Below are 13,283 nucleotides of genomic sequence, written 5' to 3' on the forward strand. Positions count from 1 at the left end.
ATCTTTTGTAGCAATTTTCCACATAGATTCCACAGCATTTCCACAAGCAAGTTCGATGTTTTCCACAGATTAAACAGGATTTTCCACAGAGTTCAACGACGTCATAATACTCTTGTAAATGAATTGGGGATTTTGTTCTGCTACAGGTAAATTCCTTCATATTGGCCATTTATAATAAAGTTTTGTAACAAAAAATGCGATGAAACACTGATGATTTCGTAAATCTTTTATTTATTGAAAGTCGATTGTAATATTTCTCAACATTGACAAACCCACCCCCTCTTAATGCACAATGATGCGACATTGGTAGTTCAAAGTTAGTGGTTTATGGCCACAACTAGGGACTATGAAGAAGAAAAAATATTATAGAGAACCCTACTAAAGATGAACGTAACCGTTAGTATTCTGGCCGAAATTCCTGAAGCACTGCACGAATCCCTTAAAGTCTACTTAGAAACCCACCCTGACTGGGATCAAGACCGCGTGTTTTCGGCCGCTTTGTCACTATTTTTGTTACAGAATGGAGATAGCGGTACGCCAGAAACATCTCCTTATTATCGGCAAGCTGCTAGAGTTTACCTAGAAACCCTTTTTCAGCATCATGTATAGAACCCCTGAAGGGATCTATGATTGGTTCGTGTGGGAGGTGTGGGAAGTTGGTTCGTGTGGGAGGTGTGGGAGGTGTGGGACTCAAAAAATGTAGGGTTGTAAATATTCTAGCTCAGACAATGAATGAACAATGCCTAGTCCCCCGCTCTCCTACACAAGCGCTCCCCTACTCCCTCTTTTCTAGAGATATCAAATGGGTTCTATAGTAAAAGGCAGAAAGTATCTCCCCTACCCCCCTTTGACAGCTATCCCTGATCAGGAACTCCTGAAAACTTTGTGGGGAGAGTGGGCGAGGATGGGGAGGTGTGGGGAGTAATACCATTTCTCATGCATGAATACTATATTTGATTGGGTGGGGAAGTTGGTTCGTGTGGGAGGTGTGGGGAGAGGAAAAGTAGGGAAAGTATATACTAACCTACCTTGAAATTGTTAAAAACAGACTTCAAATTTTGATAACTATTGACTATTGAAGTATAGCGTTAATGCATGGTCATTGGTATAAGAATCTTCAAAAAAACGTATTTTTTAATACACTTTTCTGATGAAAAAGCCTCTCAAGCGAGAGATACACAACTTCTTAGTTTTGTCAAGTTTTATGTTAAGTAAAGATGTTGATAAAGCATAGCTTTGAAAGGGGGGGCAGAAGGAAAAATCTGGCTTGATATGGGTTTTAGGCTTTTGATGCGTCCTAACCTTTGCTTCGACTGCTATATTAAGTACCATTGTGAAAAATTAGTGCTGGTCTATAGTTGCTCTATTTTTACCACTACTAATGTGGCTAGTATTCTAGAACACTAAATTATTACCCTTAAACTTTGATGAAATTAGCTTGTAGGAAAATTTGATGAAGGAGTTTATTGGTGTTTGAGAAAAATTTTTTTCTGCATTTTTTGTGAGAATATGGAAATATAGAGGACTAAAAAATTATACTGCTAGTTAGTCAAATTAATTAGTCCCTAACCTGAATTAACAGGTTTTTCAGGAAAATGATTATTTGACCACAATTAGTCTGGGAATATAAAGACATTGTGCCTGAAAATTCCATCTAGGAAAATGTATGAATTGGAAGCAGTTTTTGTAGAATCTAAGACCTAATTTACTAATTTTAGTTATGGCGTCGATAAATCTTACACCAAATAATAGACCATGGCGTGAGATTAATCGACGCTGAATTAATAGGGTTCAAAGAAAAAATTTTTACTTTTAAATGACGTGGAATTTTACCACAAGTTTAATCTAAACCTGTGGCAAAATTCCAGAGTTTTAACTTATAGCAGAACTGAATATTTAGTGAAGAAATGACTGAAGTTTTAGATGTCTTAGTTGTAGGTGCAGGTATTACTGGGTTGAGCTTGGCCCATAAACTGACAAAATTAAGTAACAATTCACCCTTGAAGATTTTAGTTGCTGAGAGCCAAAATCGAGTAGGGGGAAATATTACTACAGTTTCTCAAGGAGAATTTCTTTGGGAAGAAGGTCCGAATAGTTTTTCTCCCACTCCTGAGCTTTTAAAGTTGGCCGTTGATGTTGGCCTGAAACAGGATTTGATTTTTGCAGATCGCAAGTTACCTCGTTACGTTTATTGGAATGGTCAGTTATTACCGGTGCCAATGAGTCCAAAGACAATGTTACAGTCTCAGCTATTGAGTAGTTGGGGTAAGTTACGCGCTATGGTTGGTGCTTTGGGTTTTGTGCGACCTGTTGTTGGTATGGATATTTCTCAGCAAGGGGGGGAAGAAACTGTATCTCAGTTTTTCCAAAGACATCTGGGTGTGGAGGTGATGGAGCGGTTGGTGGAACCTTTTGTTTCTGGTGTTTATGCTGGAGATCCTGGTCAACTTAGTGTTGCTGCTGCTTTTTCTAGAGTGGCTCGAATGGCCGATGTTGGTGGTGGACTTTTGGCTGGTGCTATTTTGTCTGGGAAAAGAAATTCTAAGTCGAAGGTTCCTGTAGATCCTAATATTCCTAAGACTAAAGCTGGGGAGTTGGGTTCTTTTCGAGGTGGTTTGGAGGCATTGCCCAAGGCGATCGCTACTTATTTAGGAGAGGCAGTAAGACTAAATTGGCGTCTTGTTGGTATTCGTCGGACAGAAGAACAAACTTATATAGCAGAGTTTTCTACTCCTAATGGTTCGGAGCAGATAGAGACTCGTAATATTGTGTTGTCTACTCCTGCTTATGTTTGTGCTGATTTATTTAAGCCTGTGCTGCCTGAAATTTCTTCTGCTTTTGATGAATTTTATTATCCTACTGTTGCCTGTGTAGTTTTGGCATATCCTGTTTCTTCTATTAAGGCTAAGATAGATGGATTTGGTAATTTGATTCCTAGAGGTCAAGGCATTCGGACTCTTGGTACTATTTGGTCTTCTACTTTATTTCCTGGTAGAACACCTCCAGGATGGCAAATTTTTACTAATTTTATTGGGGGTGCGACAGACCCGGAGATTTCTCAGTTAGATAGTGAGGCGATCGTGGCACGGGTTCATCAAGACCTTGGTCAAACTTTATTAAGTCGGGATGCGGAAAAACCAAAAGTTCTGGCGGTGCATTTATGGTCTCGTGCTATTCCCCAGTATAATTTGGGTCATAATTCTAGGTTGGCTCAGATTAATCATGGTTTAAAATCTTGGCCTGGTGTCTATCTTTGTAGCAATTATATTGGTGGTGTAGCTTTGGGAGATTGTGTTCGTCGTGGTACAGAAGTAGCGACTGAGATTTATCGAAGTTTGGATACTTAGGGTTTGCTGAAAAAGTCTTTTCGAAAAAATCCAGACAGAAAAATTCTTTCCTCAGACCGGGGAAATGTGTCTGGGCAAAAATTATTCAAAACTCGAACGTCTTAGTTTGATAGTTTGAGTGCCGAAAATATAGATGAGTGAAAATTTTTCAGACTTTCCCATTGACTCGCACTCGGAAAAATCCAGACAGAAAAATTCTTTCCTCAGACCGGGGGAATATGTCTGGGCAGAAATTATTCAAAACTGCAACGTCTTAGTTTTATAGTTTGAGTCCTGAAAATCGGAAAAATCCAGACAGAAAAATTCTTTCCTCAGACCGGGGAAATGTGTCTGGGCAAAAATTATTCAAAACTGCAACGTTTTAGTTTTATAGTTTGACTCCTGAAAAATAGATGAGTGAAAATTTTTCAGACTTTCCCTGAGACTTTAACTCGGAAAAATCCAGACAGAAAAATTCTGTTCTCAGACCGGGGGAATGTGTCTTGGCAAAAATTATTCAAAACTGCAACGTCTTAGTTTTATAGTTTGACTCCTCCAAAATAGATGAGTGAGAATTTTTCAGACCTTCCATTAGACTCGAAGTAGGAATTATCCAGACAGAAAAATTCTTTCCTCAGACCGGGGGAATGTGTCTTGGCAAAAATTATTCAAAACTGCAACGTTTTAGTTTTATAGTTTGACTCCTCCAAAATAGATGAGTGAGAATTTTTCAGACCTTCCATTAGACTCGAAGTAGGAATTATCCAGACAGAAAAATTCTTTCCTCAGACCGGGGGAATGTGTCTGGGCAGAAATTATTCAAAACTGCAACGTCTTAGTTTGATAGTTTGAATGCCGAAAAAATAGATGAGTGAGAATTTCTCAGATTTTCCCATTGACTCGAAGTAGGAATTATCCAGACAGAAAAATTCTTTCCTCAGACCGGGGGAATGTGTCTGGGCAGAAATTATTCAAAACTGCAACGTCTTAGTTCTGAGGAATATTTTTTCCTCCTACCTCCCTACTCTCTACTTCCTAATTATTAGACAATAGAGCATCTAACTTATAACCAACCCCCCTAACAGTTTTAATTTTAGGCAGATTATCGTTATCATTTTCTAACTTTTTCCGGATTTGGCCAATATGTACGTCCACGACCCGTTCATCTCCAACATATTCACAGTCCCAAACTTCTTGGATTAATTCTGACCGCTTCCAAGCACGACCAGGTTTTCTAGCTAAACAGTAGAGTAAATCAAATTCCAGCGCCGTTAAAGGAATTAACTCTCCATTAACTGTAACTTCTCTGCCAAGAGGATTAATACTTAAATCTCCTAAACTGAGATTTTCTGGTTCTGGGTTGGAAACTAATCTCTGACGTTTTAAAATAGCTCTTACACGAGCACCTAATTCTACTAGGCCAAAAGGTTTTGTAATATAATCATCTGCACCCTCTTCAAAACCTTGTAATTTACTTGCTTCATCTGCAAGACTTGTTAGCATTAATACAAATACATCTGTATTACTTTGCATTTCTTTGCAAAGTTGAAAGCCGGTTGTATCAGGTAAATTCACATCTAAAACTACCAAGTCTGGGGAAATTTTATCAAATAATTCTAGAGCTGTTTTGCCATTTTCAGCAGACTCTACTTGATAGTTTTGTTGACTCAAATACCGATGAATTAAAGTTCTGATTGCTGGGTCGTCATCAACCACTAGGAGCTTTGCAGAGGTCATGACAAAAATCTTAAATATAAACTAAGTATCATGCAACTAAAACTAAATTGCTTTTTTCAATTCAGAATTAGCAATGTTTTGACAGAGGAAAGGTTTTTTTATTTAAACACTAAATTATGATTTTGACGACCGCTAAAATCTTAACTATAAGTCAAATCGTAAATTAGTTAATTATGGTTATCTATTGATAAATAATGAAATTTTTAATTATCTTTAGAGTTTGTAAATTTATAGACAAATATTCATATATTATCAACTTACTTTTCCAGATGTTACCCTGAATGGAATTACTCAAAAGTCCCTCTATTCCATCTGCATAAGCATGATTGAACTGCTTTTTGCGCGTATGTTTGTTGTAACTGCCGTTGAGGTCAAAATAATTCAAAATTATTAATTAAAAATTCAAGGAAGACCTCAACCTGAAGTCTGAGGCTTGGATTCAGCAATTAATAATGCAAGAATTCTTTAATTATTAATTATTCATTATTCCTTATTCAAGGTGGCTTGTATCCTGAATCAAAAAATTATTTAATTAGGTTAGAGCCAACAATTTTGAATTTTGAATTAAAAAAATGTTCAGCATTGATCAACAAGCCATTTTTTGAGAAGTATAAACCTCTTTTTTATCCTTTTCCCACTAAGTTTTGGATATATAACAGGATGCACTTAGTATATTGTATCATACTTAGTTTGGTTACAACATAACTAAAATTTTAGGTAATAAATTGCTAGGAATTTTAGAAAGAGCTAAATTTTGCCCTTGTATTCCATACTTACTATAGAAGGTACGGATAATTCTGAGAATATAATTTACACTAGCTTCTTCTCCTTGTATTTCATTAGTATTAGTATGGAGTCTGTCACTATGAGCTAGTAAGTGATGATCCAAAGCTGCTTCTAAATTACTAATTTGACTATCTTTGTCTAATGTGGTGTCCGACTCTATAGCTATTTGATAATAAGCAAGTCCCATATTGTCATAAGTTGCCAGTATGTCAAAGGTAAGCTGAGAAGGAGAAAACTGTTGAGCGATACTTATAGCTTGGGAATAAGCAGCGATCGCTTCATGGAAAAGTTCATTCCGAATTTGATGTTGTTCAAATTGGTTAGCTAAATGCCAATAGGCAGTACCTAAGTTATTTTTTGTCCCTGCATAAGCAAGGGGAAGAGTTTCTGGGGTACGATACTTTAAGGCCACTAAATAGGCATCAATGGCTTTGAGAATTAGAGTTTCTGATGCTTCTGTCTGAAATTGAGCCAAATTCCAATAAGTTATCCCTAAGTTATTTTGAATCATCCCATAGTTGAGAGGTTCGATTTCTGGCGTAAAGTAATCTATAGCAGAGCTATAAGCAGAAATTGCTCCTTGTAAATGCTCAACTTCTTGAGTATATTGGGCTAAATTCCAATAAGCTGTCCCTAAATTATTTAAGGTTGTGGCATAGTCTTGAGCATTAGCTACTTTATCTAGATAAAAGATGGCTTCTTGATAAGCTCCAATGGATCTTTCCCAATTCTGTTGTGCCTCCTTATGGGTAGCTAAGTCTCCGTAAGCTAAACCTAAGTTTTTTTGTAGTCTGGCATAAGTATCTTTCTGAGATGGAGTAATTTCACTCATAGCCATTTGATAAAGAATAATACTTCGTTCCAAATAAACTAATGAATCAGACTTACTAGATTTGATTTGACGAGATAACATCCAATATAGAGTAGCAAGGTCATTAAAAATGTCAAGAATAGGAATTTGAGACCGAGAAAATTGGGTCATATTTTCCATATCTTCAAATGTCCACTCAATTACCATCTCATAAGCACGAATCCCAATAATTAGACTTTGCTCCGAGACTTCCCCTGCTAAGACGCGATCGCGATAAAAATCCCCCAATGTTTGATAAGCTAGAGCTAATTCTGGAGATGGATATTGAGATTTATTCAACTCCTGAATTTCTTTTAGTATCTGAAATTGTTGTTTTTCTTGGGAATTTTTTTCAACTCCCGACTTTCTAGAAATTTCTGCCCATACTAAATTTGCTAGTTCAACTAATTCTAATTCTGGCTGTGGAATATTCTTCTGGTTTTGGCTATGGTTAATGGATAACTCTGGCAGTTTTTGTGGAGCGGGGGGAAGAAGATAAGTTTGAGAATTTTTTGATTCAACAGTGTAAGACTTTTGTTCGAGTGCCATTAATGGTCTTACTGTGTTGATAGAAGGTGAGCTAGTTATTGATGGAGAAAAAGATAGAGGTTTTGTTTGATTTGGGAAAGATGATTTTTTTTGTTTAGGAATTATTGGAGTGGGGTCTCCTTCAAATTCAAATATACCTGTGTGCCAATTCCAAAATTCTGGTGCTGACTGTTTGATATTATTTAACCAAGGTTTGGTTATCCAAAGTAAGATACTAGATTCTAATTTGGATAGATTTGTTGCTATTTTTTTGAGATTGGTAATAAATGACCTTTGAATTACTGAAGGTTGTTTGGTCAAGTTTTCTATGCCAATAATTTGAAATCCTAATATTTGATATTCTTCTGTTTTTTGAAATTGAGAATTTTCGGCAAACCATTGATTGATTTGATTTACTGGATTAGGATTACTTAGGTTTAAATTTAGAGTAACAAATAAAATATTTTTATTGTTGTTTGGTTGTTGTTCGGTGTAATTAATAGTATTTGTTAAATCTGTTTCTAAATTTTCAACTAAGTTATTTCTTAGCTGTTGATTATCGCATACAGCTATAAAAATTTGGCGACGTAGATTTAAGGATAGAGCTTGTTTCAAGCGTTGATAGATTTGCCAATTCAATTTAGATATTGTTGGGGCAGGAATGTCTATCACAGTTCTATTATGGGGGTAAATTAATTAAAATAATGTTGATTTGATTTGAATATGAAAAATTCAGGTGCAGCGCTACGCGCAAGGCAAAAGTAATTAGACTTCTTGCAGAATTCAGGGAATAGGGAATAGGGAATAGGGGGATAAAATTGTTTATTTCATGTCTTAAGTTGATTCAATTAAAACTTTTGCAAGAGGTCTATTCATGCAAAAGTCAAAAATAATCTATGATTGAGTTTGATAATTTAGAAATGTCAGTGCCCTTTGTTTCGATTGCTATACGATCTTAATTTTAACTAAGCTATATATCAAGAGTTAATTTTTTTTATACTACTTTCTACTCTAGCTGCACAGAATCAAACTATCATAAGAGATTGAAAACATCAGGAAATATAAAAAGGAAATAGGGAACACTTAACACTTAACCGGGAAAACAGAATAATCAGGAAGAAATCAAAACAACTATTTCTTATTCTTACTTAAAAATTTAGGAATATATGTACCGAACACTTCTCTGTGTGTCTCACAGATTTCAATCCCTTGAAGTACTAACACTTTGAGATTTTAGTTACTCAACAAATCTCTTAATACTTATTTGACAAACAGTCTCTAATAAATCAGAGATATAATTTTTTTAAGTATAGAATTAACGTTTAATTTTTACTTTTGTAAATCTACATCTCACAAATAAAATAAGATTTTTATAGCATTCTAAATAGGTTTTCAGTGGTTGTACAAAATTAATTAGACATCTATACAAGCTGAATTATTTGTCTTCTAAAGAGTACAAATAAATAGAATAGGTAAATAATTTTGTTTAGATAATTAATATTTTGTCGTAGGGGTTTGGTCTCCAAATCCAACCACACCGTTGCATAATTAGGAATAATGAAATCCGAAAATATCAAATTATCGGATAATTTTTTCCTCAATATTATGTACAGTTGAAAATCTATAGCCATCAGGAATGATTTTGATAGAATTTAAGAAGATTTAAAATCAACCAAAATCCTTTTATATTCTGATTGGTGAAGACTGAGGACTGACTCCTAATTAGCACTAAAATCTTACAGCTCAAATATGATTGCTATATTATGATTCTTGAATGTGCAACCCCCACCAAATTATTAGAAGTTAAATAGGATTACTATATCTATAAATATTAGTAATTAATTTTTCTATTTGGCTTTTTATTTTGCCTAAGTCAGTAATGAGAATGTCTAAAAATTTCAATAAATATCTTGACTTGATGGTATAACTTTAAATTCTAGTTTGACATCTCAGACAAAAACTAGACTCCTGAAACTTCAGGAACCTAGTTCAGCTTTTAAATAATTTATACTAACAATCTAAGCTGAGACAGAAAAAGCAACAAATACTAAACTACCTACTAATACAGCTCCTAAAGCTCCTAAAATAAAATAGTTAATTTGTTGTTTCTGATCTGGAGCCTCAGCTTGATAAACTTTTGGCTCTTGAGCAAAATTATTTAAACGTCCACCTTCTTCTGTTGTATATGGCATAATTAAAGACCCTTTTTCCTTATTATTTTTTAATCATTACCTAGAATAACAGAAAATTGGCGAATATAGGAAATTATTACTAGAGTTAAGGACTGTTAATCCTTCCAGTCAAAGGAGAAGAAGCAGTTGCATAATCTTTTTTTGGTATTCTGCCAGCTAAATAAGCTAAACGTCCTGATTCTGTGGCCATTCCCATAGCCTTTGCCATTATGGGTGGATTTTTGGCTAGAGCGATCGCTGAATTAATTAGTAAAGCATCAGCTCCCATTTCCATAGCTTGAGTTGCTTCACTAGGAGTTCCTATTCCGGCATCAACCACTACAGGAACAGTAGAATTGTCAATAATTATCGAAATATTCGCTGCGTTTTGGATTCCCTGGCCCGAACCTATGGGCGAACCCAAGGGCATCACTGTAACACAACCAGCTTCTTCAAGTCTTTTGGCTAGAAGTGGGTCAGCATTAATATAAGGTAATACGGCAAAACCTTCCTTAATTAATTGTTCTGCTGCTTGTAGAGTTCCAATTGGGTCGGGCAGTAAATATTTAGGGTCTGGAATTACTTCTAGTTTGACAAAATTATTGTCTTCTTGACCTAACAATTTTGCCATTTCTCTACCCAACCTGGCTACTCTAACTGCATCTTCAGCAGTTTGACAACCAGCAGTATTGGGCAACATCCAGATTTTTTTCCAGTTTATGGCCTCTGCCAACCCTTCATGTCCAGGAGCTTGAGTTTGTACCCGTCGTACTGCTACAGTGACAATTTCACATCCACTAGCTTCTATACTTTGCTGCATTGTCTCAATAGTGGGATATTTGCCTGTACCTGTCATTAGACGGGAGGAAAATTTTTTACCAGCAATAATTAGAGGTTGTTCTAGAGTTTCTGTACTTAATTTTTCTACTGTCTGCATTGTTGAATTTTGATGTTTACAACTATTTTAATTTTTTTATTTCAAGTTTAGTTTTCAGGGGTATGTCTTAGTTTTTCTTCTATTTACTTGCTGAAATTTTAGCTAATAATAGCTCTTGAAATTTTGAATATTACTATAAATTTTAAATATTATTACATTCAGGACTTACGCAATCCCTAGCAATAAACCGGGTTTATTGCCCGGATATTTGTTGTTCAAACTAGGAAATTTCGTTCATCAACCCGGTTTCTGCGTAAGTCCTGACATTATTATTTTGAATAAAGACTGCAAAAAAAATCCTTAACAAAACTGTATCGGATGTATAGATATCCTAAATGTATCTTTGACATTGATTTTCCTTTCTACACCATTTGCGATATAGCTGTCGCACTTGATCCGCCTTTTCCTACGGAATGCTCCGCAAACATATCGGCGACAGCCGAAAAGCGAAACGGAGTTCTATCGCCCTCGAAATTATAATTTTTTAGTTGAATAAAGAGTCATGTGTAGGGGCGAGCAACCCCATCTAATCTTTAGAGTATCACAAAAATTGTGAGGATGGAAGAGAAAATTCTTTGCTGATTTTTTGGGGAGCTTCAGAAAATGACAAAGTTGGTAATTTTCCACCCTAGGAGGGATAGATGGAAAGATTCGACAGTTTACGGGAAGCTCGAGAAGATGAAAATATTTCTGTATTGCTTTGCCAAAGAAAATTCCTAAATAGATTGATTGTCTACTACTAAGGAAATTTAGTTGAATAAAGAGTCATGTGTAGGGGCGAGCAACCCCATCTAATCTTTAGAGTATCACAAAAATTGTGAGGATGGAAGGGAAAATTTTTTGCTGTTTTTTTTGGAGCTTCAGAAAATGAAAAAATTGGTGATTTTTCACCCTAGGAGGGATAGATGGAAAGATTCGACGCTCGGAAAAACCAGCACATAAGTTTACGGAAAGCTCCAGAAGATGAAGATATTTCTGGTATTGCTTTGCCAAAGAAAATTCCTGAATACTCAATTGTCTCTTACCAGGGAAATTTAGCTGATTTTTTTTGGGTAGCTCTGAGAAAATGAAAAAGTTAGTGGTTTTCCACCCTAGTAGACCTGACACAGCTAAAACTGTGCGTTAGATTTTTTCCTATAATTCTCGTTATGGCAAGATTTGAGGATTTTTTTTCTAATGTACTATTTAAGGTGTGTCAGTCCAGTAGAAAAATTTGACTATTCATCTCTTAAGGGCGGGTGCTTAATAAAATGTAGCGACTATTCATCTCTTAAGGGCGAGTGCTTCAGGAAATGTAATGACTATTGCTCTATACGCAACAGAAGAAAAATTTGACTATTCATCTCTTAAGGGCGGAGTGCTTCAGGAAATGTAACGACTATTGCTCTATACGCAACAGAAGAAAAATTTGACTATTCATCTCTTAAGGGCGAGTGCTTCAGAAAATGTATTGACTATTGCTCTATACGCAACAGAAGAAAAATTTGACTATTCATCTCTTAAGGGCGAGTGCTTCAGAAAATGTATTGGCTATTCATCTCTTAACGGTGGGGTGCTTCAGGAAATGTAACGACTATTGCTCTATACGCAACAGAAGAAAAATTTGACTATTGATCTCTTAAGGGCGGGTGCTTCAGGAAATGTAACGACTATTGATCTCTTAAGGGCGGGTGCTTCAGGAAATGTAACGACTATTGCTCTATACGCAACAGAAGAAAAATTTGACTATTCATCATTAGCTTTTTTCGTAATCACCCCATCGCCCCAATAATGCATGAATTTTGAATTTTGACTTCCGCGTAGCGGCACTAGGAGGGATAGATAGAAAGATTCGACGCTCGGAAAAACCAGCATATATAATATTGGAAGCTTCGCAGAATGCAAAAGTTAGTGCTAGCTAACATGGCTATCTAAACGAATGAATCTTCTAATTCTAATCTTAAAAATGGGGGAGTATTTTTCAATATGAGAATTACTATTTCTTCTACTCCCTACTCCCTGCTCCCTACTCCCTGCTCCCTACTCCCTGCTCCCTATTCCCTATTTCCTATTCCCTATTCCCTGTTCCCTGTTCCCTAAAACCAAAGAATTTTGTACCTCACGCTTTTTGGGAATTGCTATAAAAAAATAAGGAAAAAGTAGGAAGTAAGCCGGGTTCTGTTCTCTCAACTGAAACCAGTTAAGAGGGCAATTATCTATCTGGGATGCCTGTTACCAGACACCTCTTGCGGTACACCTAACATCATAGATAAATCTATAAATGCAACGGAACTGGAAAAAGACCAACCATTGTTCCTCCGACCTTGCTCCCCACCGGGGTTTACCGAGCCAGTGCCTCACGACACTGCTGGTGCGCTCTTACCGCACCTTTGCACCCTTACCCTGATAGACAGGGCGGTATTTTTCTGTGGCACTATCCTCACGATCGCTCGCACTGGGCGTTATCCAGCAAGTTTGGCCTTTCGGGAGCCCGGACTTTCCTCAGACCCCAAATATTGGGTCTGCAACTGCCTCTTCTACTTTTTGCCTATTTAAGTTATTCTATCAAAAAAATAACTTTTAGGGAATAGGGAATAGGGAATAGGGAATAGGGAATAGGGAACAGGCAATAGGCAATAGGCAATAGGTAATAGGTAATAGGCAATAGGAAAAAAGTATTTTTGCCAATATAATATGCACAAAAAATTTGTAAGCATTCAGCTATGAGCAATTAGCAATCAGATGCCTGAATGTAAATTTTTAAAATACATTTACTGTGAATAGCTATCGCTTTTAGGGAACAGGCAATAGGGAATAGGTAATAGGGAATAGGTAATAGGAAAAAAGTATTTTTGCCAATATAATATGCACAAAAAATTTGTAAGCATTCAGCTATGAGCAATTAGCAATCAGATGCCTGAATGTAAATTTTTAAAATACATTTACTGTGAATAGCTATCGCTTTTAGG

11 protein-coding genes and 1 other RNA gene are annotated in these 13,283 nt (G+C 36.1%); 6 read left to right on the top strand and 6 right to left on the bottom strand.

The window, feature by feature from the left end:
• Positions 1-384 precede the first annotated feature (384 nt).
• The 3 genes from F6K40_RS03040 to hemG all read left to right on the top strand — a co-directional run bounded on the left by F6K40_RS03040 (position 385) and on the right by hemG (position 3,347).
• Positions 385-609 (top strand): DUF2811 domain-containing protein, encoded by a 225-nt coding sequence (locus tag F6K40_RS03040; protein WP_293131189.1) that lies wholly within the window; start codon positions 385-387, stop codon positions 607-609.
• A 17-nt stretch (positions 610-626) separates the two neighbouring features.
• Complete coding sequence (locus F6K40_RS03045) at positions 627-815, top strand: hypothetical protein (RefSeq protein WP_293131192.1); 189 nt, start codon at positions 627-629, stop codon at positions 813-815.
• A 1,092-nt stretch (positions 816-1,907) separates the two neighbouring features.
• A complete protein-coding gene (gene hemG, locus F6K40_RS03050; RefSeq protein WP_293131195.1) occupies positions 1,908-3,347 on the top strand; it encodes a protoporphyrinogen oxidase in 1,440 nt (479 codons plus the stop codon).
• Positions 3,348-4,361: 1,014 nt separating this feature from the next.
• On the opposite strand, the gene F6K40_RS03055 is transcribed toward hemG, so the two are convergent.
• From F6K40_RS03055 to F6K40_RS03075, 5 genes are all read right to left on the bottom strand, one after another.
• The gene (locus F6K40_RS03055) at positions 4,362-5,063 is read right to left on the bottom strand and encodes a response regulator transcription factor (RefSeq protein ID WP_293131198.1); all 702 of its coding nucleotides are present in this window, start codon (positions 5,061-5,063) and stop codon (positions 4,362-4,364) included.
• 181 nt (positions 5,064-5,244) lie between these two features.
• Entirely contained in the window at positions 5,245-5,448 is a 204-nt protein-coding gene (locus tag F6K40_RS03060) for a hypothetical protein (protein ID WP_293131201.1), read from the bottom strand.
• Between the two features lie 309 nt (positions 5,449-5,757).
• The gene (locus F6K40_RS03065; RefSeq protein WP_293131204.1) at positions 5,758-7,899 is read right to left on the bottom strand and encodes a tetratricopeptide repeat protein; all 2,142 of its coding nucleotides are present in this window, start codon (positions 7,897-7,899) and stop codon (positions 5,758-5,760) included.
• Positions 7,900-9,245: 1,346 nt separating this feature from the next.
• Entirely contained in the window at positions 9,246-9,419 is a 174-nt protein-coding gene (psb34, locus tag F6K40_RS03070) for a photosystem II assembly protein Psb34 (protein WP_293131207.1), read from the bottom strand.
• Positions 9,420-9,504: 85 nt separating this feature from the next.
• Positions 9,505-10,335 (bottom strand): thiazole synthase, encoded by an 831-nt coding sequence (locus F6K40_RS03075; RefSeq protein ID WP_293131210.1) that lies wholly within the window; start codon positions 10,333-10,335, stop codon positions 9,505-9,507.
• 905 nt (positions 10,336-11,240) lie between these two features.
• Between F6K40_RS03075 and F6K40_RS03080 the strand changes: the two genes are divergently transcribed.
• The 3 genes from F6K40_RS03080 (at position 11,241) to F6K40_RS03090 (ending at position 12,106) form a co-directional block, all read left to right on the top strand.
• Positions 11,241-11,405: a hypothetical protein gene (locus tag F6K40_RS03080; protein ID WP_293131213.1), complete on the top strand. Its 165-nt coding sequence runs from the start codon at positions 11,241-11,243 to the stop codon at positions 11,403-11,405.
• A gap of 338 nt (positions 11,406-11,743) precedes the next feature.
• On the top strand, positions 11,744-11,905 hold the full coding sequence (locus F6K40_RS03085; protein ID WP_293131216.1) for a hypothetical protein: 162 nt from the start codon (positions 11,744-11,746) through the stop codon (positions 11,903-11,905).
• A 33-nt stretch (positions 11,906-11,938) separates the two neighbouring features.
• Entirely contained in the window at positions 11,939-12,106 is a 168-nt protein-coding gene (locus F6K40_RS03090) for a hypothetical protein (RefSeq protein ID WP_293131219.1), read from the top strand.
• A 359-nt stretch (positions 12,107-12,465) separates the two neighbouring features.
• Here F6K40_RS03090 and rnpB read toward each other — a convergent pair.
• Positions 12,466-12,859: RNase P RNA component class A (gene rnpB, locus F6K40_RS03095), an RNA gene on the bottom strand.
• Positions 12,860-13,283: the final 424 nt, after the last annotated feature.

Origin of the sequence: Okeania sp. SIO3I5 (assembly GCF_010672085.1) — a bacterium.
GTDB lineage: Bacteria > Cyanobacteriota > Cyanobacteriia > Cyanobacteriales > Microcoleaceae > Trichodesmium.

Bases quoted from the DNA above. Each gene is read 5' to 3' on its own strand.
- F6K40_RS03040 (WP_293131189.1), top strand. From the start codon at position 385: ATGAACGTAACCGTTAGTATTCTGGCCGAAATTCCTGAAGCACTGCAC.
- F6K40_RS03045 (WP_293131192.1), top strand. From the start codon at position 627: ATGATTGGTTCGTGTGGGAGGTGTGGGAAGTTGGTTCGTGTGGGAGGT.
- hemG (WP_293131195.1), top strand. From the start codon at position 1,908: ATGACTGAAGTTTTAGATGTCTTAGTTGTAGGTGCAGGTATTACTGGG.
- F6K40_RS03055 (WP_293131198.1), bottom strand. From the start codon at position 5,063: ATGACCTCTGCAAAGCTCCTAGTGGTTGATGACGACCCAGCAATCAGA.
- psb34 (WP_293131207.1), bottom strand. From the start codon at position 9,419: ATGCCATATACAACAGAAGAAGGTGGACGTTTAAATAATTTTGCTCAA.
- F6K40_RS03075 (WP_293131210.1), bottom strand. From the start codon at position 10,335: ATGCAGACAGTAGAAAAATTAAGTACAGAAACTCTAGAACAACCTCTA.
- F6K40_RS03080 (WP_293131213.1), top strand. From the start codon at position 11,241: ATGGAAAGATTCGACGCTCGGAAAAACCAGCACATAAGTTTACGGAAA.